Raw genomic sequence first — 20173 nt, 5'->3', positions numbered from 1 at the left:
GACGACCTGATCGACCCCCGCGACCCCCTGCTCGCCCGCATGGTCGAGGTCCAGGAGCAGCACGGCGGCAGCGTCATCGCGCTCATGGAGGTCGCGCCCGAGCAGATCCACCTCTACGGATGCGCCGCCGTCGAGACCACCGACGAGGGCGACCTGGTCAAGGTGACCGGACTGGTCGAGAAGCCCGACCCGGCCGACGCGCCCAGCAACTACGCCATCATCGGCCGCTACGTCCTCGACCCGCACGTCTTCGACATACTGCGCAAGACCGAGCCGGGCCGCGGCGGCGAGATCCAGCTCACCGACGCCCTCCAGCAGCTCGCCCAGGACGAGAAGGTCGGCGGCCCCGTGCACGGCGTCGTCTTCAAGGGCCGCCGCTATGACACCGGCGACCGCGGCGACTACCTGCGTGCCATTGTCAGACTCGCATGCGAACGTGAAGACCTGGGCCCGGACTTCCGGACCTGGCTCCGCAGTTACGTAGCCGAAGAGATCCCCGGCAACGCCTGACCGCGGCCGCCCCCAACGCCCGTACGGCACACGTGTCCTGACGCACCGACAGCACGCGTGCCGCGTGGCACACCCCCTGCGGCCTTCACGGTCCCGCACGCGTACGCAGAGACGGACCGGCCATTCCTGGCCGGTCCGTCTCTGCGTAGGTACACCCTGCGGTGGCGGCCGGTCTCCGGAGTCCGTGGACCCGGGAGACCGGCCCGCCGCGGCCGCCGTCGGCCGTGGGCGCCCTAGAACGGCTCGAAGTCGTCGTACTCCTTCTCCGACTCGTCCCGCTCCGCCTGCTTGTCGCGGCGGCGCTGGGCGGCGGGGCGAGGCTCATCGAGGCGGTGGTCCTCGCCACGGCGGCCGAGCATCTCCGCACCGGCCATGACCGTCGGCTCCCAGTCGAAGACGACCGCGTTCTCCTCGGGGCCGATGGCCACGCCGTCGCCCGAGCGGGCACCCACCTTCATCAGCTGCGCCTCGACACCGAGACGGTTGAGGCGGTCGGCGAGGTAGCCGACGGCCTCGTCGTTGTTGAAGTCGGTCTGGCGGACCCAGCGTTCGGGCTTCTCGCCGCGCACGCGGAAGAGGCCGTCCTCCTCCTGCACCACGGTGAAGCCGGCGTCGTCGACCGCCTTCGGGCGGATGACGATACGGGTCGCCTCCTCCTTGGGCTTCGCGGCGCGGGCGGCGGAGACCATCTCGGCGAGCGCGAAGGACAGTTCCTTCAGACCCATGTGGGCGACCGCGGACACCTCGAAGACGCGGTAGCCGCGGCTTTCCAGGTCAGGACGGACCATTTCCGCGAGGTCCTTGCCGTCCGGCACGTCGATCTTGTTGAGGACGACCATGCGCGGCCGGTTGTCCAGGCCGCCGTACTGCTTCAGCTCCTCCTCGATGATGTCGAGGTCGGAGATCGGGTCGCGCTCGGATTCGAGGGTGGCCGTGTCCAGGATGTGGACGAGCACGCTGCACCGCTCCACGTGGCGCAGGAACTCCAGGCCGAGACCCTTGCCCTGGCTGGCGCCGGGGATGAGACCGGGCACGTCCGCGATGGTGTAGACGGTCTCGCCGGCGGTCACCACGCCAAGGTTCGGGACGAGGGTCGTGAACGGGTAGTCCGCGATCTTCGGCTTGGCGGCGGACAGGACCGAGATGAGCGAGGACTTGCCGGCGCTCGGGTAACCCACCAGGGCGACGTCCGCGACGGTCTTCAGCTCCAGGACGATGTCCTGGAGGCCACCGGGCACACCGAGCAGCGCGAAACCGGGCGCCTTGCGGCGGGCCGAGGACAGCGCCGCGTTGCCGAGGCCGCCGCGGCCGCCCTCGGCCGCGACGTACGAGGTGCCCTGGCCGACGAGGTCCGCGAGGACGTTGCCCGCCTTGTCGAGCACGACCGTGCCGTCCGGCACGGGCAGGATCAGGTCCTGGCCGTCCTTGCCGGAGCGGTTGCCGCCCTCACCGGGCTTGCCGCTGGTGGCCTTGCGATGGGGTGAGTGGTGATAGTCGAGCAGCGTGGTGACGGACTGGTCGACGACCAGCATCACGTCACCGCCACGGCCGCCGTTGCCGCCGTCCGGACCGCCGAGCGGCTTGAACTTCTCCCGGTGTACGGAGGCACAGCCGTGACCTCCGCTACCCGCGGCGACGTGCAGCTCGACGCGGTCCACGAAGGTGGTCATGTGGGGTGCCTCCAGCACTTCAGTTACTTCTTGTACGTACGGAATGTCTCTTACGTAACACGCGAAAGGCGGACCCGCTTCCCGTGGGGGAAGTGAGGTCCGCCTCGCGAAGAACTCTGTTCTACGGAGCCTGGGCCCCGAGGCACCGCATCCGGTCCGCGTGGAACCGGATCAGCCTCGACGGGACTGGATCAGGCGACCGGAACGATGTTCACGACCTTGCGACCACGGTGCGTGCCGAACTCGACCGCACCGGCGGCCAGCGCGAACAGCGTGTCGTCCTTGCCACGGCCGACGCTGACGCCGGGGTGGAAGTGGGTGCCACGCTGGCGGACCAGGATCTCACCGGCGTTGACGGTCTGACCGCCGAAGCGCTTCACACCGAGCCGCTGAGCATTGGAGTCGCGACCGTTCCGAGTGGACGATGCGCCCTTCTTGTGTGCCATGTCTCAGTCCCTACCCTTACTTCGCAGCCGCGGGGATCTCAGTGACCTTGATCGCCGTGTACTGCTGGCGGTGGCCCTGACGACGGCGGTAGCCGGTCTTGTTCTTGTAGCGAAGGATGTCGATCTTGACACCCTTGTGGTGGTCCACGATCTCGGCCTGGACCTTGATGCCCGCGAGGACCCAGGGGTCGCTCGTCACGGCTTCGCCGTCGACAACGAGCAGGGTCGAGAGCTCGACCGTGTCGCCAACCTTGGCGGTGGGAATCTTGTCAACCTCAACGATGTCGCCGACAGCAACCTTGTGCTGGCGACCACCGCTGCGCACGATGGCGTACACGCGGATCTCTCTTTCGCTCGGAACGGACCCCGCAGTCCAGCCGCCGACTCGCGCGAGCGGCCTCTCCCGGAACGCTGAGCACGAAGCTCGCGACACCAGGAGGAAAAGGTTTACGGGGGTGCGGCGCGTCAGGGGACACGCCGACGGTCAAGGTTACGGGGCCACGGCCGAAAGGGTCAAACCAGGCCGGGCCCCGCGGGTGTGCCACCGGTCACGCGACGTCCCGGGCCCGGCGGATGCGCGGGCCCGGGACGTCGGGTGGAGGCTCAGTCCTCGTCGGTGGACGCCGTGACGGTGGAGAGCGTCTGCTCAGCCGCCGCGGTCTTCTTCGCCGTGGACTTGGCGGCCGTCTTCTTCGCGGTCGCCTTCTTGGCCGTGGCCTTCTTGGCGACCGTCTTCTTGGCCGCCACGGTCTTCTTGGTGGCGGCCTTCTTCGCCGTCACCTTCTTGGCCGTCTTGCGGGCGGCCGTCTTCTTGGCGGCCGGGGCCTCGGCGTCGGCCTCGGCCTCGACGGACTCCGGCTCGGCGGCCTCGGGCACGGAGACCGGCTCCGCGGCGGCCGTCGGGACGACCGTGACGGCCGCCTCCTCGGACGCGGTCGGCGCGGTGGCCTTGCGCACGGCACGGCGGCGCGGACGGGCCGGCGCGGCGCTCTCGGCGGGGGCCTCGGCGACCGGCTCGGGCGTCGGCTCGGCCTCGGCGACGGGCACCGGAGCCGATTCCGTGATCGTCACCGCGGCCTCCTCGGCCGCCCTGGGCGAACCGGCCGGCGCCGACACCTTGCGGGTCGCACGACGACGCGTACGGCCCTGGGGAGCGGCCTCGGCCTCCGCCACGGCGGCCACGGGAGCCTGGGCGGTCTCGGCCTGAACCTCGACGACCGGCTCGATCACCGGCTGCTCGACGGCCGGAGCCTCGACGACCGGGTCCTCGGCCGCGAACGGCTCGGCCTCGGCGGCCTCACGGGACCGGGCGGCGGCGCGCTCGGCCCGCTCCTCGCGCCTGCTCCGGGGGGTGCGCTCCTCGGCCTTCGGCGCACCCGCCGGGGCGGACGCGCGCCGGGGGGTCCGACGCCGCGAGCGGCCACGGGTGGCCGCGGCCTCCGCCTCGGCGGCGCTGCCGTAGAACTCCTCGTCAGGCTGGAACTCGGTCTCGGCGAGCGCGACGGGCGCGGCGACCTCGGCGGCCAGCTCGGCCTCGGTCTCGACCGTCTCCGGCTCCTCGGCGCTCTCGTGCGTGAGCTCGTGGTCGTGGTCGTGGTCGTGGAGCTGGTCGGCGCCGCCACGGCCGCGCTTCTTGCGCTTGCCGCCGCCACCGATGGACGTCGGCTGCTCCATGTGCACGATGACACCGCGGCCGTTGCAGTGGACGCAGGTCTCGGAGAAGGACTCCAGCAGGCCCTGGCCGACCCGCTTGCGGGTCATCTGCACGAGGCCCAGCGAGGTCACCTCGGCCACCTGGTGCTTCGTACGGTCGCGGCCCAGGCATTCGAGCAGGCGCCGCAGCACCAGGTCGCGGTTGGACTCCAGGACCATGTCGATGAAGTCGATGACGACGATGCCGCCCAGGTCGCGCAGCCGCAGCTGGCGCACGATCTCCTCGGCCGCCTCCAGGTTGTTCCTGGTGACGGTCTCCTCCAGGTTGCCGCCCTGGCCGGTGAACTTTCCGGTGTTGACGTCGACCACGATCATGGCCTCGGTCTTGTCGATCACCAGCGAACCGCCGCTGGGCAGCCAGACCTTGCGGTCCAGCGCCTTCATCAGCTGCTCGTCGATCCGGTACGTGGCGAAGACGTCGACCTCGGAGGTCCACCTCGACAGCCGGTCGGTCAGATCGGGCGCCACGTGCGAGACGTAGCCGTGGATGGTCTCCCACGCCTCGTCGCCGCTGACGATGACCTTGGAGAAGTCCTCGTTGAAGATGTCGCGGACGACGCGGACGGTCATGTCCGGCTCGCCGTAGAGCAGGGTCGGGGCGTTGCCGCTCTTCGCCTTCTTCTGGATGTCCTCCCACTGCGACTGCAGACGCTCGACGTCGCGGCGCAGCTCGTCCTCGCTCGCGCCCTCGGCGGCGGTGCGCACGATGACGCCCGCGTCCTCGGGGACGATCTTCTTGAGGATGGTCTTCAGACGCGCGCGCTCGGTGTCGGGCAGCTTGCGGCTGATGCCGGTCATCGAGCCCTCGGGCACGTACACGAGGTAGCGGCCCGGCAGGGAGACCTGGCTGGTCAGACGCGCGCCCTTGTGGCCGATCGGGTCCTTGGTGACCTGCACGAGGACCGACTGGCCGGACTTGAGGGCGGACTCGATACGGCGCGGCCCGTTGGCCATGCCGAGCGCCTCGAAGTTGACCTCACCGGCGTAGAGGACCGCGTTGCGGCCCTTGCCGATGTCGATGAAGGCCGCCTCCATCGACGGCAGCACGTTCTGGACCTTGCCCAGGTAGACGTTGCCGACGTACGAGGTCGCCTGCTCCTTGTTGACGTAGTGCTCGACGAGCACGTTGTCCTCGAGGACGCCGATCTGGGTGCGCTCGCCGCTCTGGCGGACGACCATCACGCGCTCGACGGCCTCACGGCGGGCCAGGAACTCGGCCTCCGTGATGATCGGAACACGGCGACGGCCCTGCTCGCGCCCCTCACGACGGCGCTGCTTCTTCGCCTCGAGACGGGTCGAGCCCTTGATGGACTGCACCTCGTCCGAGGGCTGCTGCTCCTCGCGCCTGCCGCGCGGCTCACGGACCTTGACGACGGTGCGCTCGGGGTCGTTCTCGCTGGGCTGCTCGGCCTCGCCGCCGGAGTCACCGGCGCGACGACGGCGACGGCGACGGCGACGGGAGCTGCTGGAGCCGCCCGGCTCCTCGCGCTCGTCGGCCTCCTCGGCGTCCTCCTCGGCCTGCTCGGCGGTGTCCTCGGCGTCCTGTTCGGCCTGCTCGGCGGCGTAGTCGTCCTCGCCGGCCTCGCTGTCCGACTCGGCGGACTCGCCACGACGACGACGGCGGCCACCGCGACGACGGCGGCGACGGGAGCCCGCGGACTCCTCCTCGCCCTCGTCACCCTCGACGGCGTCCTCGGCCTCTTCGGCGTCCTCCGCGTCCTCGGCGGATTCCTCGGTCTCCTGGGGCTCCTCAGTCTCCTGGGGCTCCTCGGCCACGGTCACCGGTTCGTCCTCGACGGCCCGGCGACGGCGGCGCCGGCGTCCGAGGGCCGGCTCCTGGACGACCTCGGCCGGCTCGGCGGCCTCGACGGACTCGGCGGCTTCCTCGGCGGCCTCGGCGGCAGCCGCGGCGGCGGCCCGCTCGGGCGTCTGGAACATCGGCTCGGTGAACACCGGCGCCTGGAACACGGCGACGGCGGGACGGCCGGGGCGCCGCGAGGACTCCTCGGTCGCCTTCGGCGCGGGCGCCGAGAAACCGACCGCGGCCTTACGGGTGGCGCGGCGGCGGGTGCGGCGCGGGCCGCCTTCGCCGCTGTCCTCGGACCGCGCGGCGTCAGCCTCGACGGCCTCCGGCCGCAGGGCCTCCTCGGACTTGTTCTCGCTGCTCACGGGCGCCTCCACACGCTCGTCGGCGGTGTCGCCCTCGGGCGCACCGGCGGGGGCGGAGACACGCCGGGTGGCGCGACGACGGGTGGTACGACGCGGGGCGGCCTCTTCGGTGGCGGGCTCGGCGACGGGCGCCTCGGCCTCCGCGGTGGCGGGGGCGGCCACCGGCTCGGCGGCGGTCGTCACGACCTCGGCGGGCTCGGCCGTGGCGGGCGCGCCGGTGGGCGCGGAGACACGGCGGGTGGCGCGACGGCGGGTCCGGCCGGCGGGGGCGGTCTCCTCGACCGGGGCCTCCTCGACGGGCGATTCCCCGGGCTCGGCGGCCGCGGCGGCGGGCACCACGGTCTCGGCGGTCCCCGCCGCCGCGGGCGCGCCGGCGGGGGTGGAGACACGGCGGGTGGCACGGCGACGTGTACGGCGCGGTGCGGCGTCGTCGGTCTCGGTGCTGACGGCGGCCTCGGCCGGGGCCGGGGTCTCCTCGGTCTCTTGGACCGCGGCCGTCTCGACAGCCTCGTCGGCCTCGTCCGTCTCCTCGACCTCGTCGTTCACAGAGGTCGCGGCCCGCGCGGGGGCTTCCTCCGCCATGAGGTCGGCGGACGCCACGGCCGGTATGGCCGGCGCGGTGGCCTCGGCCGCGGCCGCGGCCTCGGAGGCGGCGACCGGCGGACCGGCGGGGCGCGACGCCGCACGGCGGCGGCGCCGCGGCGGCAGGGTGTCGCTGGGAGTGTTGTTGGTGTCGGAACCCTCGGTGGGTTCGGTCGGCTCGAGCATGCGGGTGGATCTCCCGTCAGGCTCCCGGGCGCCGCGCCTGGTCCGGCAGTGCCGGTGACGTCCGCGGCTCGCGCGATGCGCGGTGCCGCCGTCCGGGGCGCGGGCGCCGCACGGGAGCTCTCTGTGTCCTGTCTCGCCGGTTCCGTACGCCATGTGTGCGTACGGCCTGGCGAAAGTCTTCTGGTCGGTGCGCTGCCCGACCCAGGTGGCTCCCGGATACGAGGGCGGCGCTACGACAACTGCCTTACGCGGGACCTTCCTTACGCCGACGCCTTCGCGGCGGCAGTTTCGGCGGCCCCCGCGTGATCTGCTGGGGCGGCTGCTACTGCCTCGCGGTCGGGCGCGAGCGGGTCGGTCACCGTGCCGGTCTCTTCATCGAACAGCCCCTGCGCCAGCCTGGTCACCGCTGCGGCGACCGGCGGCGCCAGGTCGGCCACGGCGCGAAGACCGGACAGGACGTCGTCGGGTCGAACGGCAGGCGTCACGTGCCGAACAACCAGCCGCAGTATCGCACAGGCCTGGTCGGTCGGCCTATCAGCCTGTGGACTGTGCGTCTCATCAGTCGTCTCAAGGCTTGCCACGGCACCGCGGGCGTCGAACGTCCGCATGCCGTTCTTGGTCTTGCGGCGGACCTCGACGGTCTCGGCCGCGTTGAAGGCCTCCACCGCGCGCTCCGCGTCCGCCGGGTCCACGCCGTCGAGGCGCAGCTCCCACACGGAAGCGGTGAGCCGCTCGGCGAGACCCGAGACGCGGGCCTCGACCGCCTCGATGATGTCGAGACCATGGGGCATCGACTCGTCGAGGAGCGCGCGCAGCTTCTCGGGGTCGCGCCGGTCCGTGAGCGCGATCTCCAGGTACTCCGCCTCGCTGCCCGTGCCGGTGGGTGCGGCATTGGCGTACGACACCTTCGGATGCGGTGTGAACCCCGCCGAGTACGCCATGGGTACGGCGGCACGGCGCAGGGCACGCTCGAAGGCGCGCTGGAAGTCACGGTGGCTGGTGAACCGGAGGCGGCCGCGCTTGGTGTAGCGCAGTCGGATGCGCTGCACCGCGGGTGCGGGCGGCGGGCCTTCGGGCTGTCGCTTGCCCAGTGTCGCTCAGTCCTTCATGAGTGCGGTCGTACTGCTACCTAGAGTACGTGTCTCACCGGCCGCTGGTTCCCGTAGGGCGACCGGCTCCGGTTCCCGGGGCGCCCCGAAGACCATCCGCCGGAAGTCGGCGCGGGCCTGCCGGGCGCTGTCCCTGGCGGCGTCCAGGGCCTGCCGTGCCGCCTGCCGGACGCCGCGCGCCACCTCGGCCGCGGGCTCCAGCACCAGGTCGCGCACGGCGTGCCCGACCGGTGTCAGCACGGTCCGGTAGGCCCAGCGCGCCGGTTCCACGAAGGTCCACCGGAAGAGGCGCGCGAGGAACCGTCCGACGGCGAGCGAGATGTACCCGGCGACCCGCCACGCGTGCCCGAGTGCCTCGCCGATCTCCCTGGCGACGACGGCGAGAATCCGCCCGACCGGCACGAGGACCCAGCGCCACACCGCGAGGGCGGGCAGCACCAGCAGGACGCGCGCCGTCCGGTAGAGCGCGGCACCGATGCCCACGAAGATCATCCGTACGATCCATGCGAGCCCTCCGGCCAGCAGGGCAGTCGCCTTGCCGACGGGCGTGAGGACCCGGGCGTAGAGCCACAGGGCCGGGACGACGAGCAGGTACCGGACCAGCCAGGCGACGGCGGTGTACGCCCCGGCCCCGATGGCCGCGAGGACCCGGCCGACACCCTTGAGCAACCGGCCGGCGGATCGTCCGAAGGGCGTGAACAGCCGCACGTAGACCCAGTCGAGCACGGTCACGACACCGGCGGCCGTCCCGATGACCACGGCCGCGAGTCCCCTGAACAGCAGGGCGATCCCGGCGCCGATCCCCCGGACCAGCCAGGCGACGGCGTGACCGAGCGGAGTCAGGACCGTGCGGTACAGCCACACCGCGGGCACGACGAGCAGCACTTCCCCGAGCCATGCCAGTGCCCTGCCGACCGGCAGGACGACGTACCGCCACAGCGCCACCCAGGGCCACACGAACAGCGCGCGTGCCACCCATCCGAGCCCCCGCCCCAGCGGCCTCAGCATGGTGTCCCGAAGAAACCTTCCGCCGACGACGAGCGCGTCCCACGCCATCCGTACCGGCACGACGAGGACGAGCACCACGATCCGCACCGGAATGCGGATCGCGACGGCAAGGCATCCCGCGGGCTGCGTTCCGGGCCCGCCGAGGGGCGGCTTTTCCAGATCCATACCTGCGTAGACGCAACGGCCGTGCCAATGGATGCGACACATCAGCACCCATTGGCACGACAGCCGCCCGTCACACAGTCGCAGCCCCGCTACCTCTTGGCGGCCCTGCCCGCCCGGGACGCCTCCGGCCCGCTGGGCACGGAGGCCGGCGGCGGAACGGTGGCGAGGCGCTGGACCGAGAACTCACGGTTGATGCCGGTCTGGCGCCGGATGGCCTCGGGCAGGTCGGGCAGGGCCAGCAGCCGGTCGCAGGCCTGTACCGAGCCTGCGTGGTCGCCCACCCAGTAAGCGGTGATCGAGTACTCGAAGAGCAGACCCCAGCGGTACACCCAGTTCCTGGTGAAGAGCAGGTCGTCGGGTTCGGGCCGGTCCAGGGCCGCGCCGAGCAGGGCGTGCGCGGTGTGGTGGCGGCCCTGGACCCGCAGCCGGGATGCCAGTTCGTAGCAGGCTTCGAGCCGCTCCGGACGCGCTTCCCAGGCGCGGGAGAACGCGTCCATCGCCCCCGGCCAGTCCCCGGCCCTCTCCGCCTTGAGGAGACCGGCCTCCAGCAGCGAGCAGTAGACCTCCTCCGGCCAGCCGCCCATGGCCGCACGCCGTTCGTACAGCGCGATCGCCTCTTCGGCGTGGCCGAGGTCGCGTTCGGTGTTGGCGAGGTAGAAGACCGTGCGGGTGTTGGCGGGGTCGCGCTCCAGTTCGCCGCGCAGCAGGCGGGCGTCGCGCTCGAACTTGTCGGTGCGGCAGCCGCCGTCGGCGTGGTCCTCGACCACCAGCGCGTCCAGGTTCTCCTGGACGTCGGGCTCGTCGGTGCACGGGTACTCGTGGGTGACACCCTCGTAGTACCAGGTCCTGTCGCCCCGCATCAGGTGCTTGAAGCGGTGCTGGGTGCCCGGGGTGTCGTAGCGCAGCATGTACGAGGTCGCCGTCAGCCGGGGCAGCGGCGCGTCCTGGCGCAGGACGTGGTCGGCGTCGACGGTGAGGAGGAAGTCGGCCTTGCCGCGGGCGTACTGGATGTTCCGGGTGCGGTTGTGGCCGAAGTCGACCCAGGGGTCCTCTTGGAGTTCGCCCGGGATTCCGGCGAGTGCCGTGCGGATCAGGTCCTGGGTGCCGTCCGTCGAGCCGGTGTCGGAGATCACCCAGGTGTCGATCAGGTGGCGGACCGAGCCGAGGCAGCGTTCGATGATCCGCGCCTCGTTCTTGACGATCATGCAGAGGCAGATGGTCTGCGGCTTCACGGCGGCCAATGTGGCACACGCGGGGCGCCCGGGATCGCAGGGCGCGGGCCGCGGGGCCGAACAGCGCCCGATCGGCCGAAGGCGCCCCCGACTTCGAACCGATGGCGGGTGTTGACCCATCAGGTCGCCCGTAATTGAGCTGATTTGATGATATACAGGGCGCGTTTCGATGGAATACGACGGTCCGGCCGGGGTCGGCGGGTCAAGCTCGCGATCGGCTTCGGGGAATTCCCCACCGATCGATTCAAGGAGCACCCCCGCATGAATCCTGAGTCCAGGACCGCCCGCCTGCTGGGCCCGCCGGGCCGCAGCCGGTTCAAGAGGGCCGGCGTGGTCGCCTCGCTGGCGCTGGTGACGGCGTCGGGAGTAGCCGGCCCCGCGATCCCGGCGACCCAAGGCGGGTCCGATCGCACTTCGGTCGCGGCGGGCGGCGACCGGTGCCGCCCGCGCCACCGCGAGGTCGGGGCCCTCCCGGGCGAGCCCGCCGACGACAGGTCGGGGTGCAGGGGTCCGCGGGGCCCGAGAGGCGCCACCGGTGCGATCGGGCCCATCGGGCCCATCGGGCCTCAGGGACAGCCGGGGCCCACCGGAGCCACCGGCCCTCAGGGCGAAGTCGGCGCGACAGGACCGACGGGCCCCTGTGTCGGCATCGACGCCGATCAGGCATCGGAGGACTTCGAGATCCGTGTCGCCCTGAGCGGCGGAAGGACGTACGCGGGCATCCGTGACCAGCGGACCGGCGAGAAGCAGAACTTCCTCTGGACCGACCTCAGCGGCCGTCCCGACTATCCCGCGGGCGGCGCGGGCGGCCTGCCCTGCGACGTCTCCGTCAACGCGCACAACCGGAACACCACGGTGAAGCGCATCAAGTTCGACGTCATCACCACCACGGGTCAGATCTGGGAAGCCGCCTGCGTCGCGTTCACCACCACCCACCCCGCGACCCTGAACTGCGCCGACCGTACGGGTCATCCCAAGCCCTGGATCCTGGTCGCCCGGCAGCCGGTGCTCGACGCCCTCAACGGCGGCGTTTGACCGTCGGCTCCCCGCCACCGGTTCCCCGTACGGCCTGTATCCGAACCGGCCGGACACAGCCGCGCGGAAGGGGTGTCCGACGGGTCGGAACCCGACCTCTAGGACACCCCACGCGACGGACGACCGCCGGGTCAGACCCCGGTCCAGTCCCCCACGTAGAACAGCTCCAGCTGGCCGTACGGTTCGTCGATGTTCGACAGTTCCTCGGCCAGGCTGTGCAGCACCGTCACGGACCGCACGAAACCGTGCACGTCCGCGCGGAGGAACGAGTGGGCCCCCGTGAACACCATGGCGATGAGCCACGGACTGCTCTCACCGCGCTGCTGAAGCAGGTCGCGCAGCGCGTCCCAGTTGTCGGCGTAGTCGTCCGGCTTGACCAACGCCCGGCCCAGCGCGGCTTTGAGCTGTCGCTCCTCGCGCACCGCCGCCAGGTCGATCTCCAGTACCGAGAAGCCCGACCGTTCCAGTTCCTCCACCAGGAGGCCGTGCCGTTCCTCACCCACGAAATAGGGGTCGAGCGGCAGCCAGGGCAGCCGTTCCTCGACGTCCACCCAAGCGTCAAGCATCTCGTCCTCGGTACTCACCAAGTCCCCCGCACGCAGTCTTGTGATGATCGCCGGATGAGTACACCACACACGGCCCGATCGGGATCCGGTCGTCCGCCCACGAACAGGGAGCGGCCGGGGCCGAGCGCCTTGTCGGGCATGACGAAGCCGCCCACCAGGATCTTTCGTGGTGGACGGCTCGCGTCTGGTTGTTCAGAGATCGGAGTCGGCGGCGGCAACGTGACGTCCTGGGCCGCTGGACGACACCGGCCGGGGCCGGCGACGGGATTCGAACCCGCGTTGTTCTCTGTACAAGGAGAAGTAGCCGCAGCCTGCGCACCTGAACGACGCCCACACTAAAGGCGGTCGGCGCTTCGCGCATCCGACTTACCGTACGTCCGGAACGAGTTGAACCCGCCGGACCGGCCGGAACGCGGAGGCACGCGACCGCGCCCTCGCCCCGCCGGGTTGGGTCCGCATCATCTATCGGCGGGCCTTCCCGGACAGGCTCCGGCTAGGCGGTGGTACCGCCCGCGTAGTCGCTGTCGAAGGTGGTCTCGATGGTGGTGGCGACGGACTGGGCCACGCCGGTGCCCGTGAGGATGAGGCCCAGTTCCCTGTTGTTGCTCAGCGAGTTGCTGCTGATGTTCATCGAACCCGCCTCCACCTCCTGGGTGGACAGGGCGTAGTCGGCGACCATCGCCTTGGCGTGGATGTAGAACCCGTTGGGGTCGGAGTACCCGACGACGGTGCCGCCCGCCGCCTTGATCGCGGACACCTGGCTGGAATAGCTGGAGGGACTCTCCAGGACCACCCGTACGGTGACGCCCGCCTTCGCCCTGGCCACGATGGCGTTCACCACCGTGCTGTCGCTGAACTCCAGTTCCTCGACGTCGAGGGTCTTGGTGGCACTGTTGATCACGGACACCAGGCGGCTGCGGGAGTCGGTGGGAGACCAGAGCAGATGGTCGCCGTCGGTCGGGGTGACCGCGGTTCCGGAGTAGTCCGCGTTGAAGACCTTCTCGATCGAGGCGACGTCGCGGCTGTCGTCGTCGAACACGCCGTAGTCACGGCCTGTCGGGTAGTACTGGGAGGTGAGGTTGCTGGTGAGGATCAGCGACTTCGCACCGTCCACCGTGATGGTCTTCTGGTGGGTGTAGACGAAGGTGGACGACGACCAGACCACTCCCGCGCCCGCGCTCGTCAGGGAGTTGTACGCCGACTGGTCGGCGGACTTGTGCGCGCTGTCCAGGATCACCCGTACCGCTACACCCTTGTTCTCCAGGGCTATGAGGTCGTTGACGGCCGTCGTGTCCTCCAGCTCGTACATGGTCATGTCGAGTGAGGTGGTGGCCGAGTTGATGAAGCCGTAGATGGCGGGCTGGCTGCTGCTCCGCGAGAAGGCGAACGCCGTGTAGCTCGCGGCGTTCGCGGGGACGGCGGTGGCGAGCACGGCGGCGCCCGTTGCCAGCGTGACACCGGCGCGGCCGAAGACCTTCCACAACATGCGTGACTCCTAGTCGAGTTGACGCCCACCCGGGGGGATCGTGGACGTGTGCATGACACCACGCGCGTAGACAGCCGAGGAAGTGAAGGCGGGTGAACGCGCGGTTACCGGCCGGCCGTGCGGACGGGCAAAGGGGACTTCGCGCAGATGGAACGCGGTTCACGCAATTCCCGCGCGTTCGCAAAATCTTCGTAGCGAGCCCGGGGAAGTACGCGAGGTGCGGGTTCCGGGTGCCGCCACCGGCTCCGGGTGCGGATGCCAGGCGGCGGGTCCGGGTGCGGATGCCAGGCGGCGGGTCCGGGTTCGGATTCCAGGCGGCGGCTCCGGGTTCGGATTCCAGGCGGCGGCTCCCGGGTGCGGATTCCAGGTGCCGCCAACGTCGGCACCTGCCACCGTCGGCACCCGCCACCGTCGGCGCGCCCTTGCCGCCGTCGGTACGTCGCCGTTCGAGCCGCCGGGCCGGTTCGAGCCGCCGAACCGCCGGTCATGATCACACTTGGGTCGCGGTTGGAACCCCGTCGGCAATCCGGCCTTGACTCAAAACCCCTCTGTGCCGGTGGAGCGCCGTGGTCATCGGCTCCGCGACAGCCGGCGTCAGCTTCCGAACACCGGACTCTCGGACCGATCCACCGATGAGTTCCGCCGGGCGGGCCGGTCTACCAGGACGTACGCCATCGAGCCACCGTCTGGAGACCCACCATGACCACTCCCGCACACCCCGGCCGCATGCTGTTCGTGAACATGCCCGTGGCGGACCTCGAGCTCAGCAAGGCGTTCTTCGCCAAGCTCGGGTTCAGCTTCAACCCGATGTTCACCGACGAGACCGCCGCCTGCATGATGGTCGGCGAGCACGCCTTCGTCATGCTGCTCAGCCGCGAGAAGTTCGCGGAGTTCGCGAAACTGCCGATGGCCGATCCCACCACGCACACGCTGGCGCTGTACTGCTTCAGCGTGTCGTCCCGCGACGAGGTCGATACGGTCAGCGCCGCTGCGCTCGCGGCGGGCGGCTCCAAGGCGGATGACGCCGAGGACTACGGCTTCATGTACTCGCGCAGCTTCTTCGACCTCGACGGCCACGGCTGGCAGGTCATGTGGATGGACCCGGCGGCGGCGGAGCAGGGCCCCGAGGCGTTCGCGGCCTCCGCGCAGGACACCGACACCCCGGCCTGAGCCACCGCGTTCCGCACGTGCGCCGTCGCCGTGCGGCCGACCGCCACGCCGCGAGCACCTGCTGGACAGGGAGAACGAAATCCAACGGAGCAAGTCCACGGGACACCCGCTCTCGGGCACTGCCCGCCGGATGCTCGACACGACATACCGGAAGTGGCTGAGACAAGCGAGGCCAAGGGCTGTCCATGTTGTGCACGACCGCTCGCGAAGACTGTGCGGAGCAGCCCTTCCATGCCCCGCGCGCGAGACACCGGATCGGAGTCCATGACCGACACTCCCGACCCCCGGGCGGCTCCGGCCCGGCAGATGTGGCCGTTGTACGCGGCCGGATTCACCACCGCGTTCGGCGCCCACGGCATCGCCGCGAACCTCGGCGGCCACGGGAGCGGCGCGGTCACCTCGCTGATGGCGCTCGGCGGGCTGCTCGCCCTGTACGACGGCGCCGAGGTGCTGCTCAAACCGGTCTTCGGCACGCTCGCGGACCGTGTCGGGGCCCGTCCCGTCCTGCTCGGTGGGCTCATCGCGTTCTCCGCCGCCTCCGCCGTGTACGCGCTGGCGGACAGCCCCGGATTGCTGTGGGCGGCGCGCCTCGGTCAGGGCGCCGCCGCGTCCGCCTTCTCGCCCTCGGCCTCCGCGCTGGTCTCCCGACTCAACCCTGCGGCGAAGCAAGGCAGGGCTTTCGGCAGTTACGGCTTCTACAAGTCCGTCGGCTACACCCTCGGCCCGCTGCTCGGCGGAGTGCTCGTGTGGGCCGGCGGGCTACGGCTGTTGTTCACGGTCCTGGCGGTGCTGGGCGCGGCGGTCGCCGTGTGGGCGGCGCTCGCCGTTCCGGTGGTGCCGCCGCTGGCGAAGGCCCGGCAGACCGTGTTCGACCTTGCCAGGCGACTGACACACCCGGATTTCCTGCGTCCGACCGCCGCGCTGGCCGCCGCGACCGCCGCCCTGTCCGTCGGCGTGGGCTTCCTGCCCGTCTCGGGGCGGGCGGCCGGCCTCGGCACGGTCGCGACCGGGGCGGCCGTGTCGGTGCTCGCGGCCTGTGCCGCTGTCGTCCAGCCCCGGGCCGGACGCGCTCTGGACGCCGGACGCCTCACCGCGCGCGATGGCATCATGGCCGGGCTGCTGCTCGCCGCCGCGGGTTTGGGCTGCGCGACCCTGCCGGGCGTACCGGGGGTGCTGTCCGGCGCGGCCCTGATCGGCACCGGAACCGGCCTGATCACCCCCCTCGGCTTCGCGGCTCTGGCCGCCTCGACTCCCGCCGAGCGGCTCGGCCAGACCATGGGTGCCGCCGAGCTCGGCCGCGAACTCGGCGACGCGGGCGGCCCGTTGCTCGTCGCAGCCGTCGCCACGCTCACTACCCTCGACCACGGTTACGCGACTCTGGCCGTGGTCCTCGCTCTCGCACCCGCGACCGCTCTCGTACGCCGTGCCGCCGGGCTGCGTACCTCCCGCTGACCGGCTCAGCAGGGCACGTCGAGCGTGACCGCTGCTCCAGTGGCTCCCGTAGCTCGCGGTGGGATGTTCTCGGCGTGGGCCGTTCCGCCGTGTGAGGCCGCGACCGCCGCCACGAGCGCCAGGCCCAGGCCCGCGCCGGGCGTGGTGCGGCTCGCCTCGGCGCGGCTGAAGCGGTCGAAGGCGTGCGGCAGGAAGTCCGGCGGGAAGCCAGGTCCTTCGTCGGAGACCGACAAGGACAGACGGCCGTCGTGCGTCTCGACGCACACCACTATGGCGCCGCGGCCGTGGCGCAGGGCGTTGTCGAGGAGGGTGCCCACGGCCGGTTCCAGCCAGCGGGGGTCGACCCGCACGGTGGTGTGGTCGTACGTGACGGTCAGGGTGCGACCGTCACGTTCCGCGGCCGTCCGGTACTGCGCGCAGGTGTCGTCGAGGAGGCGGTCGAGGGTGATCGGGACGCGTTGGACGCGTTCGCCGCTGCCGAGCTGTTCGAGGTCGAGGAGGACATTGGCGAGGGTGACCAGGCGGCGCGCCTCGGCGTCGACGGCGTGCAGGGTCTCGGTCAACTCCTCGGCGGTGCGCGGCCGGTGCAGGGCGACGTCGAGTTCGGCGCGCATGAGAGTGAGCGGGGTGCGCAGCTCATGGCTGGCGTCCGCGATGAACTGGTGTTCGCGGGCGGCCGAGGGGGCCAGTCGGTCGAGCATCCGGTTGAGGGTGTGCCCGAGCCGGGTGATCTCGTCGTCGCGGTCGGTCGGCACTTCCAGCCGCAGTCCCGGTGACGCGTCGGCGCCGTCGGCGAGGGCCGCGGCACCCACCCGGTAGCGCTCGACCGGACGCAGGGCGGCTCGGGCGGTGCGATAGCCGACATACGAGGCTGCCAGCAGCGTGAGCCCCGAGGCGAAGGCGAGCTGGGCGAGGAGCTCGCGCAGCGCCTCGTCACGGTGGCCTCGCTGGACGGCCGCGATGACGATGCGCCGCTGCCCGTCGGCGGTCACCCGATCCGCCCGCAGGCGCAGGGTGCCGTCGGTGATGGGCAGCAGGGCACCTATGTCACGCCGGACGACGGCTCCGTGCGCGGCAGCCACCCGTTCAGCCGGCGTGAGCAGTCGCTGATCGCGGAAGGCGGGGCTGGAGCGCAGCACCCGGCCGTCCGTGTCGAGGACCTGACGCACACTGCCGTTCGGGCCGGCCGGCAGATCCTGGCCGTGTCCGACGTGCTGTCCATGCTCGACGGTCTTGCCGACGAGCGCGTTGAAGCGGTTACCCCCGACCAACTGGCGATCGCGGACACTGATCTCAACTCGGCCGTCTTGTCATGGATGATCGCGCGCCCTGACGGCGTCGATCCCGGAGTCGGAGCGCCCCGCCGGAGCCATGCCTTGACCACTGCTCGCCGTCGGACGCCTGTGAGCCCCCTTCCCGGTCAGGTAAGGGGGCTCACAGGTCACGCAAAAGCCGATCCGAACCCTCAGACCCACTCCACCTCAGAAACGATGTGCAGCGAAGCCTCAGGGCCCGGCAGCGGCGTCCGGAGGGGCGCTGACGGCGCCGACGGGCGAGGGAGCGAGACGCCGGCCGCGGACAGTGCAGCCGTCACCTCGTCCTCGCTAGCCCCCGCCAGCGCCTCAATCACCCGATCGAGTGCCCCGCTCACGTCAGTGAGAGTGACCGCTCGATGCCGGCGTCGGACCCGCGTTCTTGACCGTCAGAGGCAGCAACTTCTTGCCGGTCGGGCCGATTTGTATGGCCGTGTCCATCTGGGGACACACACCGCAGTCGAAGCACGGCGTCCAGCGGCAGTCCTCGACCTCGGTTTCGTCGAGGGAGTCCTGCCAGTCCTCCCAGAGCCAGTCCTTGTCGAGGCCCGAGTCGAGGTGGTCCCAGGGCAGGACCTCCTCGTAGGTGCGCTCGCGGGTGGTGTACCAGTCGACGTCCACGCCGAAGTCGGGGAGGGTCTTGTCGGCGCACCGCATCCAGCGCTCGTACGAGAAGTGCTCGCGCCAGCCGTCGAAGCGGCCGCCGTCCTCGTAGACGGCGCGGATGACGGAGCCGATGCGCCGGTCGCCGCGGGAGAGCAGGCCCTCGACGATGCCCGGCTTGCCGTCGTGGTAGCGGAAGCCGATCGAGCGGCCGTACTTCTTGTCGCCGCGGATCTTGTCGCGGAGCTTCGTGAGGCGGGCGTCCGTGTCCTCGGCGGAGAGCTGCGGTGCCCACTGGAACGGGGTGTGGGGCTTGGGAACGAACCCGCCGATGGACACCGTGCAGCGGATGTCGTTCTGACCGGAGACCTTGCGGCCCTCGGCGATCACGTTCATCGCCATGTCGGCGATCTGCATGACGTCGTCGTCCGTCTCCGTCGGCAGGCCGCACATGAAGTACAGCTTCACCTGACGCCAGCCGTTGCCGTAGGCGGTGGAGACGGTCCGGATGAGGTCCTCTTCCGAGACCATCTTGTTGATGACCTTGCGCATGCGCTCGGAGCCGCCCTCGGGGGCGAAGGTCAGACCCGAGCGCCGGCCGTTGCGGGTCAGTTCGTTGGCGAGGTCGACGTTGAAGGCGTCCACACGGGTGGAGGGGAGGGAGAGGCCGATCTTGTCCTCCTCGTACCGGTCGGCCAGGCCCTTGGCGATGTCGCCGATCTCCGAGTGGTCCGCGGACGACAGGGAGAGCAGGCCGACCTCCTCGAAGCCCGTCGCCTTGAGGCCCTTCTCCACCATCTCGCCGATGCCCGTGATGGAGCGCTCGCGCACCGGGCGGGTGATCATGCCCGCCTGGCAGAAGCGGCAACCGCGGGTGCAGCCGCGGAAGATCTCCACCGACATGCGCTCGTGGACGGTCTCCGCGAGGGGCACCAGGGGCTGCTTCGGGTAGGGCCACTCGTCGAGGTCCATCACCGTGTGCTTGGAGACGCGCCACGGGACGCCCGACTTGTTCGGGACCACGCGGGCGATCCGGCCGTCGGGGAGGTACTCGACGTCGTAGAAGGCCGGGATGTAGACGTTGCCCGTCTTCGCCAGGCGGAAGAGGACCTCTTCGCGGCCTCCGGGGCGGCCCTCGGCCTTCCAGCCGCGGATGATCTCCGTCATGTCGAGCACGGCCTGCTCGCCGTCGCCGATGACCGCCGCGTCGATGAAGTCGGCGATCGGCTCGGGGTTGAAGGCCGCGTGGCCGCCCGCCAGGACGATCGGGTCGTCCAGCGTGCGGTCCTTGGACTCCAGCGGGATGCCCGCCAGGTCAAGGGCGGTCAGCATGTTCGTGTAGCCCAGCTCCGTGGAGAAGGACAGGCCGAACACGTCGAAGGCCTTCACCGGGCGGTGGCTGTCCACCGTGAACTGCGGGACCCGGTGCTCGCGCATCAGCTCCTCGAGGTCCGGCCAGACGCTGTACGTGCGCTCGGCGAGGACGCCCTCGCGCTCGTTCAGCACCTCGTAGAGGATCATGACGCCCTGGTTGGGCAGGCCGACCTCGTAGGCGTCGGGGTACATAAGTGCCCAGCGGACGTCACAGGAGTCCCACGGCTTGACCGTGGAATTGAGCTCTCCGCCGACGTACTGGATCGGCTTCTGCACATGCGGGAGCAGAGCTTCGAGCTGTGGGAAGACCGACACGGCGGTTTCGGCAGGCATCTCGCGAACCTTCGTGAGCTGATGGGGGGTGACCATCTAGCGTAACGCGGC

The 20173-nt window shown here is 71.0% G+C and carries 15 protein-coding genes; 4 read left to right on the top strand and 11 right to left on the bottom strand.

Going from position 1 to position 20173, the window contains the following annotated elements:
• A partial coding sequence (locus tag ACFYW8_RS07510) for a UTP--glucose-1-phosphate uridylyltransferase (protein WP_389068792.1) occupies window positions 1–510 on the top strand: 510 nt, incomplete at its 5' end.
• A 233-nt stretch (window positions 511–743) separates the two neighbouring features.
• Here ACFYW8_RS07510 and obgE read toward each other — a convergent pair.
• The 7 genes from obgE to ACFYW8_RS07475 form a co-directional block, all read right to left on the bottom strand.
• Window positions 744–2180 (bottom strand): GTPase ObgE, encoded by a 1437-nt coding sequence (gene obgE / locus ACFYW8_RS07505; protein WP_389068790.1) that lies wholly within the window; start codon window positions 2178–2180, stop codon window positions 744–746.
• A gap of 191 nt (window positions 2181–2371) precedes the next feature.
• Window positions 2372–2626 (bottom strand): 50S ribosomal protein L27, encoded by a 255-nt coding sequence (gene rpmA / locus ACFYW8_RS07500; RefSeq protein WP_037618784.1) that lies wholly within the window; start codon window positions 2624–2626, stop codon window positions 2372–2374.
• 16 nt (window positions 2627–2642) lie between these two features.
• Complete coding sequence (rplU, locus tag ACFYW8_RS07495) at window positions 2643–2963, bottom strand: 50S ribosomal protein L21 (protein WP_164320786.1); 321 nt, start codon at window positions 2961–2963, stop codon at window positions 2643–2645.
• A gap of 266 nt (window positions 2964–3229) precedes the next feature.
• Window positions 3230–7276 carry an Rne/Rng family ribonuclease gene (locus ACFYW8_RS07490; protein ID WP_389068785.1) on the bottom strand — a complete coding sequence of 1349 codons (4047 nt, stop codon included), beginning with the start codon at window positions 7274–7276 and terminating at the stop codon, window positions 3230–3232.
• Window positions 7277–7536: 260 nt separating this feature from the next.
• Window positions 7537–8325 (bottom strand): TIGR03936 family radical SAM-associated protein, encoded by a 789-nt coding sequence (locus tag ACFYW8_RS07485; RefSeq protein WP_389068783.1) that lies wholly within the window; start codon window positions 8323–8325, stop codon window positions 7537–7539.
• Window positions 8326–8373: 48 nt separating this feature from the next.
• The gene (locus ACFYW8_RS07480; RefSeq protein WP_389068781.1) at window positions 8374–9558 is read right to left on the bottom strand and encodes a hypothetical protein; all 1185 of its coding nucleotides are present in this window, start codon (window positions 9556–9558) and stop codon (window positions 8374–8376) included.
• Window positions 9559–9647: 89 nt separating this feature from the next.
• Window positions 9648–10790 (bottom strand): glycosyltransferase, encoded by a 1143-nt coding sequence (locus ACFYW8_RS07475; protein ID WP_365880415.1) that lies wholly within the window; start codon window positions 10788–10790, stop codon window positions 9648–9650.
• 261 nt (window positions 10791–11051) lie between these two features.
• Here ACFYW8_RS07475 and ACFYW8_RS07470 point away from each other — a divergent pair, with 261 nt between their 5' ends.
• Window positions 11052–11825, top strand: a complete 774-nt coding sequence (locus tag ACFYW8_RS07470; protein ID WP_389068778.1) for a hypothetical protein — start codon at window positions 11052–11054, stop codon at window positions 11823–11825.
• 131 nt (window positions 11826–11956) lie between these two features.
• On the opposite strand, the gene ACFYW8_RS07465 is transcribed toward ACFYW8_RS07470, so the two are convergent.
• Both ACFYW8_RS07465 and ACFYW8_RS07460 read right to left on the bottom strand, forming a co-directional pair.
• A complete protein-coding gene (locus ACFYW8_RS07465; protein ID WP_365880411.1) occupies window positions 11957–12391 on the bottom strand; it encodes a barstar family protein in 435 nt (144 codons plus the stop codon).
• 493 nt (window positions 12392–12884) lie between these two features.
• Window positions 12885–13877, bottom strand: coding sequence for a phospholipase D-like domain-containing protein (locus ACFYW8_RS07460; RefSeq protein WP_389068774.1), 993 nt, complete (start codon window positions 13875–13877; stop codon window positions 12885–12887).
• Window positions 13878–14576: 699 nt separating this feature from the next.
• Between ACFYW8_RS07460 and ACFYW8_RS07455 the strand changes: the two genes are divergently transcribed.
• Window positions 14577–15047, top strand: coding sequence for a VOC family protein (locus ACFYW8_RS07455; protein ID WP_389068772.1), 471 nt, complete (start codon window positions 14577–14579; stop codon window positions 15045–15047).
• A 264-nt stretch (window positions 15048–15311) separates the two neighbouring features.
• Window positions 15312–16499 carry an MFS transporter gene (locus ACFYW8_RS07450; protein WP_389068769.1) on the top strand — a complete coding sequence of 396 codons (1188 nt, stop codon included), beginning with the start codon at window positions 15312–15314 and terminating at the stop codon, window positions 16497–16499.
• Window positions 16500–16504: 5 nt separating this feature from the next.
• Here ACFYW8_RS07450 and ACFYW8_RS07445 read toward each other — a convergent pair whose 3' ends face one another.
• Together ACFYW8_RS07445 and ACFYW8_RS07440 are read right to left on the bottom strand one after the other, a co-directional pair.
• Window positions 16505–17770: a sensor histidine kinase gene (locus ACFYW8_RS07445; RefSeq protein WP_389068767.1), complete on the bottom strand. Its 1266-nt coding sequence runs from the start codon at window positions 17768–17770 to the stop codon at window positions 16505–16507.
• A 381-nt stretch (window positions 17771–18151) separates the two neighbouring features.
• The gene (locus ACFYW8_RS07440) at window positions 18152–20122 is read right to left on the bottom strand and encodes a TIGR03960 family B12-binding radical SAM protein (RefSeq protein WP_389068764.1); all 1971 of its coding nucleotides are present in this window, start codon (window positions 20120–20122) and stop codon (window positions 18152–18154) included.
• Between the last annotated feature and the right edge of the window lie 51 nt (window positions 20123–20173).

The organism is Streptomyces sp. NPDC002742 (assembly GCF_042888885.1).
In the GTDB taxonomy this organism is placed as follows: Bacteria; Actinomycetota; Actinomycetes; order Streptomycetales; family Streptomycetaceae; genus Streptomyces.
This window is presented reverse-complemented; position numbering and strand designations above follow the sequence as displayed.